Origin of the sequence: Propionivibrio sp. (genome assembly GCF_041441355.1) — a bacterium.
GTDB lineage: Bacteria > Pseudomonadota > Gammaproteobacteria > Burkholderiales > Rhodocyclaceae > Propionivibrio.
Window position 1 is genome coordinate 15,881 of the sequence record NZ_JASDTF010000039.1, and the last position, 17,331, is coordinate 33,211.

Here is a 17,331-nt window from a genome sequence, read left to right on the forward strand (position 1 = left end):
CTCGGCGTCGGAAACGACAAACAAAGGACCAAAAAACAAGGCCGCTGACGGAATGCGTCAGCGGCCTTGTGCGTTAAACCGGGACGGCGTCGGATCGACGCTGGCTCAGGAATCAGTTGTCGTCATCGTCGCGATGACGACGGTGACCGTAGTAATAGTGATGGTGGTAGTGCTTGCCGCGCCGGTAGTACGGACCATCGCGATAGCTGTAGTAAGGCGCCGGCTGCACGACCACCACCGGCGGCCGGTAGATCACGGCGGGTGGCGGCACGTATTCAACGTAAGGGCGGTAGTACGGGCGCGGCGGAGGTGGCGGATAATAGCCGTGACGGTAATCCCCGCGATCGCTGGCGGCGATGACGGCACCGGCTGCGGCCCCCAAGGCCCCGCCGACGAGCGCGCCGTTGCGCCCGTTCACCGTATGCCCGATCACCGCGCCTGCGCTGCCGCCGATCACCGCTCCGAGCACGCGGTCGTCGGCCTGCGCCGACACGCTGAGGAGGCCGAACGCCACCCCCAGAACGGCCATCGTCCGACGTGCCCCATTAGTCCATTTGTTCATCGTTGGCTCTCCATTGCTGCCTTGCGGGCTTGCCCGGCGGGCAAGCGATTCTGCTTGTCGGTGTTAACGCCGAAGGTCGAAAAACGGAAGACACGACTTACAAACTGTTACCGAGCCGCGGCGGCGAAAAGACCAGGCGTGATGGACGCTCCCGCCAAAGGACGAGGCCGGCGGGGCCAGACCGGCTGCACTGCGTTAGAATGACGACACTCCGCCCCGGAGCCGCGGCGCACGCTTGAACGCGCCGCCACAGCAGCTTGCCCCGGGGCACCCCATTTCCATCAGGTCATGTCATCGAAGGAGAACCGCTTGACTACCGCCCGCCCCATGATCCGACCGTTCACCGGCCTGCGTCCGCAAAGCGCGCACGCCGCCGCGGTCGCCGCGCCGCCCTACGACGTCCTTTCGAGCGAAGAGGCCCGCCAGCGTGCCGCCGGCAAACCTTACTCGTTCCTACATATCTCCAAGGCCGAGATCGACCTTCCGCCAGAGGTCGACCATTACGCGCCGGAGGTTTACGCCAAGTCGGCCGAGAACCTGCGCGCCCTGATCGATCAAGGCATCCTGTTGCGCGACACCGCGCCGCGCTACTACGCCTACCGCCTGGTGATGGGCGGGCATACCCAGACCGGCCTGATCGCCGCCGCTTCCGTCGCCGACTACGACACCAACCGCATCCGCAAGCACGAATTCACCCGCCCGGACAAGGAAGATGACCGCGTGCGCCAGATCGAGGCACTCAACGCCCAGACCGGCCCGGTGCTGCTCGCCCACCCGGACAGCGACGAAGCCGAGCGCCTGGTCGCCTCGGCCACTGCAGGAACGCCGATCGCCGACCTGACGGCCGACGACGGCATCCGGCACACCGTCTGGCTGATCGACGACGCGGCGACCCTCGCCCGCATCGGCGAGGTCTTCGACGCCATGCCCAACCTCTACATCGCCGATGGCCACCACCGTTCGGCCGCCGCCTCCCGCGTCGCCGCCGCGCGGCGCGGTCAGGGCAAGCCTGACGCTGCGGAATATTTCCTGTCGGTCATTTTCCCCGCCCGCCAGATGGCCATCATGGATTACAACCGTGTGGTGCGTGACCTCAACGGCCACAGCGTCGAATCACTGCTCGCCGCCATCGGCGAGCGCTGCCGTATCGAGCCTTCGGCCGCCCCGGTCAGCCCCAAACAAGGCGGCTCCTTCGGCATGTACGTCGCCGGCCAGTGGTACGCGCTGACGATCAAGCCCGAACTCGTCCCGACTGCCGACCCGGTGCGTCGCCTCGACGTTTCGGTACTCTCCGAACAGATTCTCGCCCCCGTCCTCGGCATTGCCGACCTGCGCCGCGACACGCGCATCGATTTCGTCGGTGGCATCCGCGGCCTGGCCGAACTCGAACGGCGCGTGAACAGCGGCGAGATGGCCGTGGCCTTCGCCATGTTCCCGACCCAGATGCACGAACTGATGTCAGTCGCCGACGCCGGGCAAGTCATGCCGCCCAAGTCGACCTGGTTCGAACCCAAGCTCGCCGACGGCCTCGTCTCGCACGTCCTCGACTGATGGCTGCACCGCGTCCGGCGTCACTTGCGGCGCTGGACGCGCTCTGGGCAAACGGTGAAAAACCCGCCCATCCTTCGCCCACGGTTGCCGCCCCCCAGCGTCTCTGGCTATGATCACGTCCTGACCGGCGCAGCCCCCTCTCGGACAGCGCGGCCATTACAGCCCAGGGAGGGCGCATGCCCAACGTCGATCCGCTCGAAAAAATCCGCACCGCCGCGCAACAGGCCTCGCCGGCCCTGCGCGAAGTGGCCGACTGGATCCTGCGCCATTCCGCCCAGGCCGCCACGCTCGGCATCGTCGAGATCGCCAAGGCTTCGGGCGGCTCCACCGCCAGCATCAATCGCCTCGCGCGGGCGGCCGGCTTCACCGGCTTCGCCGAGTTGCGCGCCCGTCTGGCGCAAGAAATGCGCGCGGTCATCGACCCGATCCAGCGTCTGCGCGAAGAAAAGAACCACCCGCAGGCCGATTCGCCGGCACGCGACGTGGCCATGGCCTGCGCCAACCTCGAACGCCTGTACCAGGAAAACCCGCCCGAGACGATCCGTGCCGCAGCGCAAATGCTGTCCACGCAAGGTCGCATCTACATTCTCGGTTTCGGCCTTACCGCGCACGTCTGCAACTGGCTGGCCTACGCGCTCACCCCGTACAGCTACGCCGTATTCACCTTGACCGGTGCCGGCGGCTACGAACAAAGCGCACGCGGCCTGACCCGCATCGGCCCCGGCGACGTGCTGGTGGCAATCAGCATGCCTCGCTACTCGGCAACGACCATCGAACTTGCCCACACCGCGCGCGAGCGTGGCGCCCGGGTGCTGGCCATCGTCGACTCCCCGGCGGCACCGCTGGCCGGTGAAGCCGACCTCTGCCTCTATGCGCCGGCCGCGCACTCGGTCCTTTCGGCCAGCCTCGTCTCCCTGCAGGCGCTGTGCGAAATCCTGTTCGCCGAGGTCCTGCGCCAGAACCCGGACGCGGTCGCCCTCGCCGTCGAGCACACCGACTCGATCACGCCCTACCTCACAGGACCGAAGCCTTGAATCCTCGCTGATTCGAACCTGCCCGAGGGAAGACTCGCCTCCCCCGGGCTCGCCAAGGTTTACTTCTCGAACACGCCCTTCACCACGACTGTGGCCTCGCGCACCATGGTGCGCCCCTTGGCGAAGACGTCGCGCACCTTGAGGTCGGCATCAAGCACCACCGCGTCGGCGTCGAAGCCGACCTTGAGCGCGCCTTTGCGCGGCAACTTGAGCGAACGCGCTGGGTTGCAGGTCACCGGGCGCAGCGCGTCCTCGAGCGGCAGGATGCCGGCCTGGACGATGTCGCGCACTGCCTTGTGCAAACTGGCCGGAGACGCGGCGACGAGGCCCATCAGCTTGCCTGCGGCGTCGAACACCGGCAGGCTGCCGTTGCCGTCCGAGCTCATGGTGACGCGGTCGAGTGGCACACCTTCCTCGACGCAGATTTTCAGCGCCTCGGGCGGTTGGATGCGTCCCGGCGAGATGGTCGAACTGCTGGTGGTGATGTCAACCATGCCGCCGGCCTTGGCAAAACGCACGCCTTCCATGAACAGCGTCTTGTTCTTGTTGAAGTGCGTCGGCGTGAACTGGGTGATCGGCAGCTCGGTTTCCTTGAGCAGATCAAAGACCCAGTCGATCATCGCCTTGCCGTCGCCCAGGTGGATGTGCAGCACCCCGGCCTTGCCTGAAAGCATGCCGCCGACGCGCGCCTGCGCCGCGAGTTGAGCGAAATCGAGCTTGGTCGGCTGCGAGGAGCGGTGGTCGGACATGGCCACCTCACCGACGCCGACGACCTTGTCGACGATGATCAGGTCGGTGCGCACGCTGCCGGTCAGCGTCGGCACGGGAACGTCGTAAGCGCCGGTGTAGATCCAGGTCGAGATGCCCTCCTCCTCGAGCCCTTTGGCCTTGGCCAAGAGGGAGGTCATGTGGCGGGTGACACTGTCGGTGCCGAGCGTGCCGACCACGGTGGTGATGCCACAGGAGGTCAGGTCGCTGAGCATCACTTCCGGCGTGCGCGTCGAGAAGCTGCCTTCGCCGCCGCCACCAATGAGATGCACGTGCTGGTCGACAAAGCCCGGAACCAGGCTACAGCCAGTGCAATCGATGACCTCGACCTCGCCGTAGGCGGGATGCGCCTCGATGCGCTCGGCGATCTGCACGATGCGTTCGCCGGCGAAAAGAACGTCGAGCACACCGAGCTTTTCCGGGGCATAAACGGTAGCGTTTTTGAGCAGTTTGAACATGTGAAGCCTCCTTAGTTGATCAGGAAGAAACCGGCAACGATGTTGGCCGCCATCGCACCGGCCATCGGGATGGCGGTGCGCTTGACGACATCGAACGGGGAAACCTTGGCGATGCCGGACACGGCGACGATGACCGCGGTGATCGGCGAGACACTGCGTGCGATGCTGGCGGCAAACTGCATGGGGAGCAGCATCTGCACGGCGTTGATCGACATCTGCGACGCGACGGTCGGCACCAGGGCGGCGAAGGCGAAGAATGGGGCGTTGCCCGAGCCCATGATGATCGCCGAGATGGCGATGATCGCGGTCATCACGAAGATCATCGCCGTCGCACCGAGGCCCAGCGATTGCGCTGATTCGATCATGGCGCTGATGGCGCCGATCTTGATCAGGCCCTCGGCAAACATCTGGCCGGCGACGATCAGGGTGATCACGGTGGCGAACTGCACGCCCATGCCGTCGAAAAAGACCTGGATGCTGGCCAGCACCTTCCTGGCGTCACGATGCCGAATATATTCAAAAATCATACCGATCATGATACTGATGAGCATGGCCGTAATCACGTCCATCTTGATCGACGCGATGGCCATCTTGCTGAAGGTCAGGATCAGCACCATCGGGATGATCGGCAGCAGCGCATAGATCAGCGGCACATCATCGTTCTTTTCATCGGCGGCGACGAGCTCGCTCTTCTCAACCACATGCCCGGCACGCTGATCGAACCAGCGCTGGACGAGGAAATGCAGCACGGCGACGGTCGCCACCACGCAGAGCGCCACCGGTATCTGGTGGTCAACGAAATAGGTGGTGATGTCCATCCCCGAGTTCTTGGCCGAGAGCACGCTGTTGCCCGAGGCCGGACCGATGTCCAGCGACTGCGTGGTGCCGATCACTGCCACCGCCGAGAGACGGCTCACGCCGAGGCTGATGAGGATGGGAAAGACCGTCACCATGAGCAGCACCCCAAGACCCGAGGCGCTCGGGATGAACAGGGCGAGAAACTGGCCCAACACATAAGTGGCGCTCATCACGATGTAGGGCGAATGCAGCTTGCCGAGCGGCTTGACGGCGATGCGCACCAGCGCGCGGCTGGCGCCGATCTCGTCCATGTAACGGGCAAAACCGGCCACGGCCATGATCATCAGACCAAGGCCTGCGGTGGTACTGCTGAAGGTATTGCGCACGAACTCGAAGATGTCGAACCACTTGAAACCGGTGCTTTTGCTGCCAGGGAGGATGTCTGCCGTACCCAGCAGGATTGCCGCGGCCATGAGCACGATGCCGCCAAGAAAAAGCACCGCCTGGGCCTTGTAGTTCTTGAACACCATGTACCCCACCGTGGCGGTAACGAGAAACGCGATAAGCAATGCCATTGCCTGACCTCCAAGTCGCAAGATTGTGAAATTTGTCGATGCACCCCATGCGCCCAACCGCAAGACCGAGCATGCGGCCGACCGATGGCTGTAATTGTTTTTTTTAACAATCTATCACACTGAAAAATATTTTCCAGTCTTGCGAAAGGGTTATTCCCCTCATCTCATCGCGCGCCGCCCCTGCCAGAACACAAGATTTTTTTCAAACCAAAATGCACGGCTGCATAAGCGACAGGAATGCGGGGGCCGCCCGGCGGCTGGGCGAGACAAAGCCTCCCGCAGCTGAGCCAGGCACGAGGGAAAAGAAAATCAGGAAACGCTGAGGTGAAGATCGAGGCAGAGCCTCGATGAAAGGCAGGACGGCGGAGATTCCAGGCCGGCAACGCCCGCCCGGCAATCTCAGGTTCTCGCCTAGACGGGCCAGTAATAGATCAGCAGCCAGCCGATGAAGAGTCCGGCGATGAGCAGGCGCGACAACACCGAACGCGAACGGAAGGGCGTCTTGACCGGAGGCAGGTAGGTCGTCGTCGCCTCTTCGGTGGCGCTGGGCGCGGCGGCGCCGACTTTACCGCACTTCGGACAGGGGTTGGCAGGCCGATCGGTTTCCGGCAGGGCGGAGTGGCAGTGCGGGCAGACGCGTGACATGGCGGACGATAAAAGCAGGGAAACGCGCCAATGCGGCGCAAGAGGGCGCATCGTAGAAGCGCGCGTCAGGCGCGTCAAGCAAACGGGCATGAAAGGCGGAATCGCCACACGCACGGACCAGAAGCCGAGCCGCGCTTGCTTTGGTGCTCAATCCGGCGTAAAGGCGAGGAGGCGTGCGGCATCCTCACTCCCGAGGTAGTGGGCGTAAATGTTACGCAGGCTGCCGTCCTCACGCATCTGGCGGAGCATGCGGCGCCAGCCCTCAATCGCCTCTTCCGAGAAATGCTGGCGCGAAAATGCGAGCGCGTGCGGGATCGGCAGGTCGGCCGGAAACCAGTCTTCGATGCGCACCCGCCCCGGATCAAGCACCTCACCCAGATAGCGCGCATACGTGGCCGGCGGCGCGAGCAAAGCGGCGGTACGCCCACGCGCAAAGAGTCGGAAAACTTCGCCGATGTCCGCCGCTTCGGCCAGACGCCCGGCGCGACGAAGGGTTTCAAGGTACTGGTCGGCGCGAACACCGTGCCGATAGCCGCGTACGGCCCCCCAGCGCGCCTCGGAACCGGCGAAAAACTCCGCAGCACTGCGCGCCGGAACGGCGCGGTGGACAACAACGAAATTCTTCTGGGTCATGTAGGTCACGAAATGAGCAAAATGCCGGCGTTCCGCCGTCGCAACGGCCGATCCCGTCATCGCCACGGCGCCAACCTCGAGGTCGTGCCAGATCCGCGCCCGCGGACGAACGACGAACTCGAAACGGCAGCCGCTGCGCCGCTCCAGTTCGAGGGCGACGTCCTTGTCGATGCCACGCTCGGTGGACGCGTCGTAAAGGTAGCCGTTCTCGTAGAGTGCAAAGCGGATGGGCCCGTTGCACAGCGGCGCTGCGATGGCCGGTGCGCAAAGCACGGCGAGGAGCAGGACGGCGACAGGACGCCAGAGGCGAGGCAGGTCGCAGGGGGACATGAAGTTCATGGGCGTCTAAAGCGTAACATGCGCTCCGCCTGTTCGGCACCGACGTAACGGGCGAAGATTGCCTTCAAGGTACCGTCGGCGTGCATGCCCTCGACCAGTTCACGCCAAGCGGCAACCTGCTCGGCCGTGAAAAAGTGCTTCGAAAACGCCAGGGCACCGATCACCGGCGGATCCTCAGGAAACCAGTCGAGCACTCGCACCGCTTCCCCGGCGGAATGGGCTTCAAGATAAAGATTCAGCACGTAGGGTTGGATGAAGATCCCGTCGGTGCGCCCCTTGGCGAAGGCACGGAAGGCCGCGCGCAGGTCGCCGTCCTCGGCCAGGCGACCTTCGGCGCGCAGGGCTTCGAGGAAGCGGTCGGCCTCCTCGCCATACCGGTAGGAACGCACCGCCCCCCAGCGCAGATGCTTCGAAGCGATGAACTCGCGCGCCGAACCGATCGGCAGCGAGGCCCGGACGAGAACGTAATTTTTCACCGCCAGATAAGGCACGAACCAGGCCAGTTCACTCCGCTCTTCAGTCGGGATCGCCGAGCCGGTCATCATCAGCGCACCCGACTGCAAGTCGTGCCAGATGCGAGGGCGCGCCCGAGGCAGGAATTCGAAACGGCAGCCTGAACGTCTCGCCAGCACTTCGGCCACGTCGCGGTCGATCCCCCGGTCACGTTTCATGTCGTAGAAATGGCCGTGCTCGTACAGGGCAAAGGAGATCGGCCCGGGCGGGCACTGCGGTAACGAGCAGCCCATGACCGGCACAGCTGCAAAGCTGGCGAGTGTAAGTAGCGTCCGTCCCCAAGCCTCAATCCGCCACTTCGTCATCGTTTGTCTTTCCGCACGCCATAAGTCAGTATTGGCGCGCCTGCCGACGGCGTCAATGGGCGCTGCGCAGATTCGCTCGCAGGCCGACGCAAGGCGCCGATATAATTCCACACCCGACCCCGCCTCGACCTCCATGACGCCCCATCCGAACGCGCCGCATGCCAACCTCGACCAGCAAGCGCGCTTCCTGCTCGATCTGGCGCAGGCGCTGCACATCAGCGGCCTGCACTCGCACGAACTCGAACGACAGCTCAACGCAGTGGGCCAGCAATTGGGCGTGCGCGTCGTCTGCTTCGCCGTACTGACCATGCTCACCCTCAACCTCACCGCCGAGGACGGCACGCAGCGCGTGGTCATGACCCGATTGCCGCCCTACGACTACAACATGGCGCGGCTGATCGCCCTCGAAGAACTGCTCGGCCGCATCGACGGTCCGGCCAGCCTCGACCGCTGCGAACGCGAGTTGAAGGCAATCATGGACACCCCGCCCTTGTGGACCGGCTGGTCCTTCGTCTTCTTCGGTTTTCTGCTCTCCGCCGGCGTTGCCGTATTGCTGCGCGGCGGCTGGGCCGAAATCGTCTGCGGCGGCGCCATCGGCGCCCTCTTCGTGCGCGCCTACCTGGTCCTGGCCCGCTACCCCCGCCTCGGACCGGCGACGCCGGTCATCCTCTGCGCTTTCGCTGCCCTCGCCGCCCACCTTTCGGCGCTCGCGCTACCGCAGCAATCGCCCTTCATCACTTCGGTGGCCGCCGTTGTCTTTCTCCTGCCCGGCTTCATGCTCACCGTGGCGATGTCCGAACTCGCCACCCAGAACCTGCTCGCCGGCACCGGCCGGCTGGCCGGCGTCTTTCTCCTGCTGTTTCTGATGGGCGCGGGCCTGGGGATCGGCAACGAAATCGGCTTGCACCTCGTTCCAGACCGTGCCACCGGCACACCGCTCCCGCTGCCCGCCTGGGTGATCTGGCCGGCGATCGCCATTCTCGGCGTCTCCATGCTCGGGGTACTGCAGGCGCCCTGGCGCTCTGTGCTCGCCATGATCGCCGGCTGTGTCCTGACCTGGGGCATCTACTCCATCGTCCACGCCGGCTTCGGCATGGTCGTCGGCGCCTTTGCCGGTGCGCTGGCGGTCGGTTTCGCCGGCCACTTCTACAATGCGCTCAGCGGCCAGCCGGCCATCCTAGTCAAGATTCCCGGCATCATCACCCTGGTGCCGGGCAGCGTTGGTTTTCGCGGTCTGCACGCCCTGATGGCCCAGGACAGTGCCACCGGGGTCGGTCTGCTCACCGACATGGTGCTGACCGGCGCGGTGCTCGCCGTCGGCCTGCTGCTCGCCGACAATCTTGCGCCGCTGGCCTTTACCCGCCTGCGTCGGCGGCGCACCGCAGCCCGTCTGGCCACCACGGCCGGAGAGAGGTCGCGATGAACGCCGTCCTTTTTCTCTACGCCACCCACGACGGTCAAACCCGGCGCATCTGCGAGGCGATGGCCGACGAAGTCCGCCGCACCGGGCGCGACGCCCGTCTGTTGACGTTGACCGACGCACACGCGGCGGACGCCGCCGCCCACGCTGCGCAAGTGGTGATCGGCGCCTCGATCCGCTACGGCCATCTGCCTGAAGCGCTCTACACCTTCATTGCGGCGCAACAGGCAACGCTCGAGGCGCGCCCGAACGTCTTTTTCTGCGTCAATCTCACCGCGCGCAAGCCGGGCAAGGACACCCCCGAAGGCTCGGTGTACATGCGCAGTTTCCTCAAGAAGTCGCCGTGGCGGCCACAACGCCTCGCGGTTTTTGCCGGCGCCCTGCGCTACAGCCGTTACCCGTGGTACGACAAAGCCATGATCCGCTTCATCATGTGGATCACGGGCGGCCCGACCGACCCCGCGCACGACGTCGAGTTCACCAACTGGGAAAAAGTCCGTGCCTTCGGGCGGACGCTGTGACGGCCTGAAAGCAAAGCGGGGAAGCCCTAAGCCCGATGAACGCGGCGCGCAGGGGAAAAGCGTGCTCGACGTTCATCGTGCGCAGCGCGCGCCTTGGGGACCACCACTTTCGCCGTACGCACGCCTTCTTTTGAGGTCAAGCCGCCGCGTCCGCGGCCAGGGAACGCATCAACGCCCGTGCGCGGCACAGGTCTTCCCAAGCCTTGGCCTTATCCGGCAGGTTGCGCAGCAGGTAGGCGGGGTGGTAGGTGACGAGCACCGGGATGTCGAGGCCGGCGTCTCGATCCTGATAGCGCAGCGTCTTACCGCGTAGGCTGGCGAGCGAGACATCCTGTCCGAGCACCGATTGCACCGCGACGCGGCCGAGCAGGACGATCAGGCGCGGACGGATCAGGGCGATCTGGCGCGCCAGATAAGGGCGGCAGGCCGCCAACTCGGCGGGCTCGGGCGTGCGGTTTCCGGGCGGGCGGCACTTGACGGCATTGGCGATGTACACGTTCTCGCCACGCTCAAGGTTGATCGCCGCCAGCATCGCGTCGAGCAGACGGCCGGCCTGACCGACAAAGGGTTCGCCGCGTTCGTCCTCGTCGGCCCCCGGACCTTCGCCGATGAACAACCAGTCGGCCTCGACGTCGCCGACGCCGGGCACGGCCTGCTTGCGCCGCTCGCACAGCGGACAGGCGCGGCAGGCGCGGATCGCGTCATCGATTTGCGGCCAGGTGAGCGCGGCCGGGTTGGCATCGGCAGTGAAGCCCGGCACATCAGCGCGGGGAGGCGCCTCGAATGCGGGCGTCTCGACATCCATCGCCGTTTCGGACGGTGTAGGCTCAACAGCAGCAGGCACCGCCAAAGTTTCCGGCACCCCGACGGGCTGCGCGTCGCGGCGCACCCAGAGCGGGGCAATGCCCATTTCGGCCAACAGGCGTTCGCGCGTCAGGCTCATGCCCTCACCTCCTCGAGGGTGCGTTCGAGCACCAGCGCGTCCTCGCGTCCGCCGTCAGCAGGATAGTAGTTCTTCCTCACGCCGATCTGGCTGAAGCCGAAATGCCGGTAAAGCTCGAGCGCCCGCGCATTCGAACCGCGCACCTCGAGCAGTATCCGGCGGGCACGGGCGTGCGACGCCACCGACATCGCATGGCGCAAAAGTCGGGCGCCGAAACCGCACTTCTGCCGCCGCACGCGCACGCCGATGGTGAGCAGGTGCGCCTCGTCGAGGCTCTGCATGAGGACGAAGTAGCCGATCATTTCGGTGTCGAGCAGGCAAACCCAGGCGCTGTAACCGCTGTCGAGGGCGTCGGAGAAGTTGCCGCGCGTCCAGGGGTAGGGAAAGACCTCGGTCTCGATGGCCAGCACGGCATCCAGGTCGGTGCCTTGCATCGGCCGCAGTTCAACGTGCGGGACCAGCATTCCGCCCATCACGCGCGACCGCCTTCGGCCAGACGTTCGGCGACTGTCTTGGCCACCTTGTCGCGCACATAGACCGGTGCCGCCAGCGCCGGATCGACCGCTTCGCCGCGCGCGAGGCGCGGTGCTGCGAGGCGGACGACGCCCACGGCGCCGGGCAGCCGCTCGGGCTGCCACTCACTGACTTGGTCGACAAAACGTTCGCGTAACCGCGGATAGGCGGTGAAGGCATTGCCGCAGGCCAGCCAGCCGTCGCCATCGGGTAACGGGACCTGTTCGGGCGGATGAACGCCGATCTCACCCTGCAGGACGCCATCGACGTAACACGCGTGGTAAACCTCGCCCATGCGCGCATCGAGGGCGACGAACACACGCGCACCACCGCTCTCGCAAGCCATCGCCTCAAGTGTTCCGATGCCCAGGAGCGGAACCCCGCGTCCGAAAGCCAGGCCTTGCGCCACACCGCAGGCGACGCGCAGGCCAGTGAACGAGCCCGGGCCGGCGCCAAAGGCCACCGCATCGAGATCGGAAAAATCGAGACCGGCCTCGGCGAGCAGCGCCCGCGCTTCGGGCAGCAGGGCGGCGGAGTTGGTCTGATCGAGCGGACAGGTGCGCGCCGTCACCGTGCCGTCGCGCCAGAGCGCCACGCTGCCGGGATCGGCCGCCGTTTCAAGGGCGAGAATCTTCATCCGCGCATTTTACCCGTGATTAGCCGTGCTGCGCCGGGGCGCGTCCGACGGGAAAGCGCAGGATGAAACGCGTGGCCTCAGCATCGGATGCGACGACGGCCTGCCCGCCGTGCGCCTCAACGATGGATTTCACAATGGCCAACCCGAGGCCGGTGGTGCGCCCACCGTCGCGCTGGCGCGCCGGATCGACGCGATAGAAGCGGTCGAAGAGGTAGGGCCAGTGTTCGGCGGGAATCGGCGTGCCGCTGTTCTGCACCGTCACTTCGACCGCATCGTGGGCCTCGGACAGGCACAAGCGCACTTCGCCCCCCGCCGGGGTATGGCGCAAGGCATTCGCGAGCAGGTTGCTGAGCGCGCGGCGCAGCATCGCCCGGTCGCCCTCGACGCGCGCCTCGCCGACAACCCGCAGTTCGATGCCGCGTTCCTCGGCGGCGAGCTGGTAGAAATCGGCCAATTCGTCGGCAAGCGCCGCGAGGGCCAGCGGTTCTCGATTCGGCACCAGCCGCCCTTCCTCGGCCTGGGCGATGAACAGCATGTCGGCGATCATTCCGGAAAGGCGTTCGTATTCCTCGATGCTCGAGACCAGAACATCGCGGTATTCGTCCTCCGTACGCGCCCGGGCCAGCGTCACCTGGGCCTGCATCAGGAGGTTGCTGACCGGCGTCCGGAACTCGTGCGCCAGGTCGGAGGAAAAATCGGACAGGCGCACGAATGCCTCTTCGAGGCGCGCCAGCATCGCGTTGAGCGCGGCCACCAGTTCGGCCAACTCGGCCGGGAAGGCCTCGGGCGACAGGCGCGCGTCGAGCCGCCGTGCGGTCACCTCCTCGGCCCGGCGGCGGATTGCCTGCAGCGGGCGCAGGCCGCGGCGCACCACGATGTGGCCGAGAACGCCGATCAGTACCGCGGCAAGGCCGACGAAGGTCCAAAGGGTGGTGCGAAAGCGGTGCATGAAGTGCTCGTGATGCGAGATGTCGAGCGCCAACGCCACGCGCACTTCGCCCAGCGGGCCCGGCCCGGGCACGCGCACGGCGACGCCGCGCCAGGGCCGGTCGTCAGCATCTCGCCAGCGCCGCAGACGGGGCGGCTCGGACGGCGGTTCGTCGAGCAGAAGCTTGGGGTAATCGCCCCCCTGCCCGGCGAAAACCAGGCGATCGGGCGCAAGTTCTTTCCCTTCGCGGCCGAACGCGACCGCCAGCACCAGGCCGGAAAATCCGGCGCGCGCGTCATCGAGGCGCCGGGCCAGCGGTACGAGGTCGTCGGGCGTGGCGACGTCAGCCACCGCGCGTTCGATGAGACGGCGCTTGCCATCGAGGATTTCCAGATCCTGTTCGACGAAATGCTGCTCGACGGCGTTGGCGATCAGATAACCGAGCGCGAGCAGGACCAGGGTCGACACCAGCGCGAAGAAAGCCGTCAGGCGCAGGGTGATCGACGCGCCGGCGCCCCCCCCCGGCCCGGCCCGCATCACGCGCCGCCCTCCTCTTCGAGGACGTAGCCCATGCCGCGCACGGTGCGGATCAATTTGAGCGCGAAACCGTCGTCGACCTTGGCCCGCAGGCGGCGCACCGCAACTTCAATGACATTGGTGTCGCTGTCAAAATTCATGTCCCAGACCTGAGAGGCGATCAGTGAGCGCGGCAAAACCTCGCCCCGGCGACGCATGAGCAGTTCGAGCAGGGCAAATTCCTTGGCCGTGAGATCGATGCGCTGGCTGCCGCGCGTCGCCCGCCGGCGCATGAGGTCGAGTTCGAGGTCGGCGACCTGCAGGAACTCCGAATCCTTGCTCTTGCTTCCGCGCCGCAACAGGGTGCGCACACGGGCCAGCAACTCGGCGAAGGCAAAGGGCTTGACGAGGTAGTCGTCGGCCCCGAGTTCGAGGCCGCGCACCCGGTCCTCGACCTGGCCGCGCGCGGTCAGAAAGAGCACCGGGGTTTCGCCGCCCGCCGCCCGCAACCGGCGCAGGATGCTCCAGCCATCGAGGCCGGGGAGCATCACGTCGAGCACGATCAGGTCGTATTCGCCAGTCAGCGCAGCATGCGCGCCGTCGACGCCGTCGCGCACCAGATCGACCACGTACCCCGCCTCCAGCAGACCTTGGCGCAGGTAATCGCCGGTTTTCGCTTCGTCCTCGACCACCAAGAGTTTCACGTCACGTCCTTTTCATCGCCATGGATCAGGCCCGGATTATCCGCCGCGCCGACGTCCGGCGAGCAACATTACCGGAATGTAATCTTGTCGTCAGCTTGCCGTCGGCATCGCCTGCGTACAGTGCGCTCATTGCTCAAACCCTCACTGAAAGCCAGCCATGCCCCCGAAACCGTGTATTTTCCCCGATCGCCGGCTCGCGGCCCTGCTCCCCCTTCTTTCCTTGCTCCTGGCCTCGCCCCTGGCGCAGGCCGGCGGCGAACACAGCCAGATCGGACGCCCCGCCCCGGCCGCCGAGGCCACCCGCACCGTCGAATTGTCGATGGATGACCGCATGCGTTTCTCGACGCCTGAACTCAAGGTCAAACGCGGGGAAATCGTGCGCTTCGTGTTGCGCAACGACGGGCGCATCAAACACGAACTGGTGCTCGGCACCGACCAGGAAATCAAGGCGCACGCCAAGCTGATGGCCAAATTTCCGAACATGGAGCACGACGACCCGAACAGCGCCAGCGTCGCTCCGGGCGCGAGCGGCGAACTGACCTGGAAGTTCACCCGCGCCGGCACCTTCACTTACGCCTGCCTGTTGCCCGGCCATTTCGAAGCCGGCATGCGTGGCCGCATCGTCGTGCTTTAAACGCCCCTCCCTTCGACTATACCGATAGATTCCAACGCCGGATTTCCCATCATGTCCCAAAACGCCCCTCGTCCCTTTTTTCTCCAACGCCGCATTGCCGCCTGGCTGACCGTCTTGACCCTGCTCGGCAGCGGTGCGGTCTATGCCCAGGTCCAGCCCAAGATCGATGTTTACAAGAGCCCGACCTGCGAATGCTGCGACCGCTGGATCGAGCACTTGAAGCGCGAAGGCTTCGCGGTCGACGCGCACATCGTCGACGACCTTGGCGCCGCGCGGCGCAAGCTCGGCATGCCCGACCAGTACGGCTCCTGCCACACCGCCAAGGTCGGCCGCTACGCCGTCGAGGGCCATGTTCCGGCCAAGGACATCAAGCGCCTGCTCAAGGAACAACCTCAGGCCGTCGGCCTTGCCATGCCGGGCATGCCGGCCGGATCGCCCGGGATGGACATTCCCAACACCCCCGATTTCACCACCGTTCTGGTCCAGCACGGCGGCAAAGCCCGCCCCTACGCCACGCATCAGTCGCCCAAGGAGTAAAGCCATGCCCGCCACCCCTCGCCACGCCCCGTTCCACCTGACCCACGCCCTGCCGCTGGCCGGCGCCACGCTGTTTTTGGCCGCCGTGTTCTTCGCCGGCACGCCGGCCTACGCGCAAAGCCACGACGGCCACAGCGGCCACGCAGCGCCGGCCAGCACACTGAACCAGAGTCAGTCGCCCCTCGCCGACGGAGAGGTGAAGAAGGTCGACAAAGCGGCCGGCAAGGTCACCGTCAGCCACGGGCCGCTCAAAAACCTCGGCATGCCTCCGATGACGATGGTTTTCAAGGTCAAGGAAACCGTCTGGCTCGACACCCTGAAAGCGGGAATGAAGATTCGCTTTCAGGCCGAGACGATCGACGGCGCACTGACCATCGTGCGCTACGAACCGACGCCCTGACGCGCAGACGGTCATGAAACGCACAAGCACAGCCTTCCGCCATGCGCCTTTGCGCATGGCACTCATTCTCGGCCTGCTGGCGGGTGGAGCCAGCTGGGCGCAGGCGCAGACCCAGGCAGCGCACGTCGGCGGAGAATCCCGCCCTGGCGCGCCCTTCGTCAACGCATCTTCCACGAACGGCGCCGCGATGGCCGCGCCACCGGGCCGCACCGTCGCCAGCCTGCTCGACTACGCGCGGGAGAACAACCCCGAATACGCCGCGATGCGCTACGAGGCGCAGGCGGCGCAGGAACGCATCGAACCCGCGGGGGCGTTGATGGACCCGAAAGTCCAGATCGAATGGCGCGACATCACCAAGATGGGCGAGCAAGGTGCGACGCTCTCTCCGAGCCGCGTCGGCAGTACCAAATACCTGCTCATGCAGGACCTGCCCTGGTACGGCAAGCGCGACCTGAAACGCGAAATCGCCGAACTCGAAGCCGCTGGCGCGGAAGGGCGAGCGCGCGGCAACTGGGCCGAACTCTCGGCCAAGGTCAAAGCCCTGCACACCCAGCTCTACACCGTCGAGCACAACGCCGCGCTCGCGCGCGAAATTCTCGACCTCATGCTGCGCCTGGAGCGCCTGGCGCAGGTCCGTTACGGCAGCGGTCTCGCGGCGCAGGCCGACGTCATTCGCGCCCAGTCCGAACAGACCGCGATGCGCAATGAGCTGATCCTGCTCGACAACGAAAAGCGTCAGCTAGAAGCCCGTCTGAACGGCCTCCTGGCACGCCCGGCGGGCGCGCTCCTGGCGGCCCCCGAGCAACTGCGTCCGCTGCCCGCCCCGGCTCAGCTTGAATTCGACACCCTCGCCGAGCGGGTACGCGCCCGCAACCCGCGCCTTTTCTCGGACGGCCACGGTATCCGCGCCGCGGAAAAAAACCGAGAGCTGACGCTGAAAAACCGTTACCCCGACTTCACCGTCGGCGTCTCGCCGATCCAGTACCAGAGCGAAGTCAAGGAATGGGAAGTGATGCTCCAGTTCAACCTGCCCTTGCAGCAAGGTACCCGCCGGGCACAGGAGCGCGAAGCCGAAGCCATGCTCGCCGCCGCGCAGGCGCGCAAGGAAGCCAGCGTCAATCAGATCTTTTCCGAGCTGGCTGAAAACCTCTCGGCGCTCGATGCCGCGCGCCGCTCGGCGACGCTGATCGAAGACAGCCTGCTGCCCCAGGCCGAACTGACCCTGCGTTCGGCGCTCGCCGCGTATGAAAACGGCAAGGTCGACTTCGCCACCTTGCTCGAAGCCCAACGCCAGATCCGTCAGGCGCGCGTCAACCTCCTCAAGACCCAGGGCGACGCCCGCGTTCGCCTGGCCGAAGTCGAGCGTCTGCTCGGCGACGAACTCTGATTTTTCGACC

Annotated in this window: 19 protein-coding genes; 8 read left to right on the plus strand and 11 right to left on the minus strand. The window is 65.8% G+C overall.

Annotated features, from left to right (window positions below; genetic code table 11):
- Positions 1–112: 112 nt before the first annotated feature.
- Positions 113–562 carry a glycine zipper 2TM domain-containing protein gene (locus QMB55_RS13355; protein WP_497589214.1) on the minus strand — a complete coding sequence of 150 codons (450 nt, stop codon included), beginning with the start codon at positions 560–562 and terminating at the stop codon, positions 113–115.
- A gap of 309 nt (positions 563–871) precedes the next feature.
- Here QMB55_RS13355 and QMB55_RS13360 point away from each other — a divergent pair, with 309 nt between their 5' ends.
- Positions 872–2,113: a DUF1015 domain-containing protein gene (locus tag QMB55_RS13360; protein ID WP_497589215.1), complete on the plus strand. Its 1,242-nt coding sequence runs from the start codon at positions 872–874 to the stop codon at positions 2,111–2,113.
- A gap of 176 nt (positions 2,114–2,289) precedes the next feature.
- Positions 2,290–3,147, plus strand: a complete 858-nt coding sequence (locus tag QMB55_RS13365; RefSeq protein WP_497589216.1) for a MurR/RpiR family transcriptional regulator — start codon at positions 2,290–2,292, stop codon at positions 3,145–3,147.
- Positions 3,148–3,206: 59 nt separating this feature from the next.
- Here QMB55_RS13365 and iadA read toward each other — a convergent pair whose 3' ends face one another.
- From iadA to QMB55_RS13390, 5 genes are all read right to left on the minus strand, one after another.
- Entirely contained in the window at positions 3,207–4,373 is a 1,167-nt protein-coding gene (iadA, locus tag QMB55_RS13370) for a beta-aspartyl-peptidase (protein ID WP_497589217.1), read from the minus strand.
- An 11-nt stretch (positions 4,374–4,384) separates the two neighbouring features.
- A complete protein-coding gene (dcuC, locus tag QMB55_RS13375) occupies positions 4,385–5,746 on the minus strand; it encodes a C4-dicarboxylate transporter DcuC (RefSeq protein WP_497589218.1) in 1,362 nt (453 codons plus the stop codon).
- 411 nt (positions 5,747–6,157) lie between these two features.
- Entirely contained in the window at positions 6,158–6,391 is a 234-nt protein-coding gene (locus QMB55_RS13380) for a hypothetical protein (RefSeq protein ID WP_497589219.1), read from the minus strand.
- A 147-nt stretch (positions 6,392–6,538) separates the two neighbouring features.
- On the minus strand, positions 6,539–7,363 hold the full coding sequence (locus QMB55_RS13385; protein WP_497589220.1) for a substrate-binding periplasmic protein: 825 nt from the start codon (positions 7,361–7,363) through the stop codon (positions 6,539–6,541).
- The gene (locus QMB55_RS13390) at positions 7,360–8,316 is read right to left on the minus strand and encodes a substrate-binding periplasmic protein (RefSeq protein WP_497589221.1); all 957 of its coding nucleotides are present in this window, start codon (positions 8,314–8,316) and stop codon (positions 7,360–7,362) included. Before QMB55_RS13390 ends, QMB55_RS13385 begins: the two co-directional genes overlap by 4 nt.
- On the opposite strand from QMB55_RS13390, the gene QMB55_RS13395 reads away from it, so the two are divergent.
- Positions 8,315–9,604: a threonine/serine exporter family protein gene (locus QMB55_RS13395; protein WP_497589222.1), complete on the plus strand. Its 1,290-nt coding sequence runs from the start codon at positions 8,315–8,317 to the stop codon at positions 9,602–9,604. The two genes, QMB55_RS13390 and QMB55_RS13395, sit on opposite strands and share 2 nt — an antisense overlap.
- Positions 9,601–10,122 (plus strand): menaquinone-dependent protoporphyrinogen IX dehydrogenase, encoded by a 522-nt coding sequence (gene hemG / locus QMB55_RS13400; protein WP_497589223.1) that lies wholly within the window; start codon positions 9,601–9,603, stop codon positions 10,120–10,122. The genes QMB55_RS13395 and hemG overlap by 4 nt, the downstream gene beginning before the upstream one ends.
- A gap of 136 nt (positions 10,123–10,258) precedes the next feature.
- Here the strand turns inward: hemG and QMB55_RS13405 are convergent, their stop codons facing one another.
- The 5 genes from QMB55_RS13405 to QMB55_RS13425 are packed head-to-tail and all read right to left on the minus strand — an operon-like array spanning position 10,259 to position 14,363.
- Positions 10,259–11,065, minus strand: coding sequence for a uracil-DNA glycosylase (locus QMB55_RS13405; protein WP_497589224.1), 807 nt, complete (start codon positions 11,063–11,065; stop codon positions 10,259–10,261).
- Positions 11,062–11,529, minus strand: coding sequence for a ribosomal protein S18-alanine N-acetyltransferase (gene rimI / locus QMB55_RS13410; RefSeq protein WP_497589225.1), 468 nt, complete (start codon positions 11,527–11,529; stop codon positions 11,062–11,064). Before rimI ends, QMB55_RS13405 begins: the two co-directional genes overlap by 4 nt.
- Before the next feature lie 8 nt (positions 11,530–11,537).
- Positions 11,538–12,215 (minus strand): tRNA (adenosine(37)-N6)-threonylcarbamoyltransferase complex dimerization subunit type 1 TsaB, encoded by a 678-nt coding sequence (gene tsaB, locus QMB55_RS13415; RefSeq protein WP_497589226.1) that lies wholly within the window; start codon positions 12,213–12,215, stop codon positions 11,538–11,540.
- Between the two features lie 19 nt (positions 12,216–12,234).
- On the minus strand, positions 12,235–13,680 hold the full coding sequence (locus QMB55_RS13420; RefSeq protein WP_497589313.1) for a heavy metal sensor histidine kinase: 1,446 nt from the start codon (positions 13,678–13,680) through the stop codon (positions 12,235–12,237).
- Positions 13,680–14,363 carry a heavy metal response regulator transcription factor gene (locus QMB55_RS13425; protein ID WP_497589227.1) on the minus strand — a complete coding sequence of 228 codons (684 nt, stop codon included), beginning with the start codon at positions 14,361–14,363 and terminating at the stop codon, positions 13,680–13,682. The genes QMB55_RS13420 and QMB55_RS13425 overlap by 1 nt, the downstream gene beginning before the upstream one ends.
- Before the next feature lie 157 nt (positions 14,364–14,520).
- On the opposite strand from QMB55_RS13425, the gene QMB55_RS13430 reads away from it, so the two are divergent.
- The 4 genes from QMB55_RS13430 to QMB55_RS13445 are packed head-to-tail and all read left to right on the plus strand — an operon-like array spanning position 14,521 to position 17,321.
- On the plus strand, positions 14,521–14,997 hold the full coding sequence (locus QMB55_RS13430; protein WP_497589228.1) for a cupredoxin domain-containing protein: 477 nt from the start codon (positions 14,521–14,523) through the stop codon (positions 14,995–14,997).
- Between the two features lie 51 nt (positions 14,998–15,048).
- Positions 15,049–15,534 (plus strand): DUF411 domain-containing protein, encoded by a 486-nt coding sequence (locus QMB55_RS13435; RefSeq protein ID WP_497589229.1) that lies wholly within the window; start codon positions 15,049–15,051, stop codon positions 15,532–15,534.
- A gap of 4 nt (positions 15,535–15,538) precedes the next feature.
- Positions 15,539–15,934: a copper-binding protein gene (locus QMB55_RS13440; RefSeq protein WP_497589230.1), complete on the plus strand. Its 396-nt coding sequence runs from the start codon at positions 15,539–15,541 to the stop codon at positions 15,932–15,934.
- A 13-nt stretch (positions 15,935–15,947) separates the two neighbouring features.
- Positions 15,948–17,321, plus strand: a complete 1,374-nt coding sequence (locus QMB55_RS13445; protein WP_497589231.1) for a TolC family protein — start codon at positions 15,948–15,950, stop codon at positions 17,319–17,321.
- Positions 17,322–17,331: the final 10 nt, after the last annotated feature.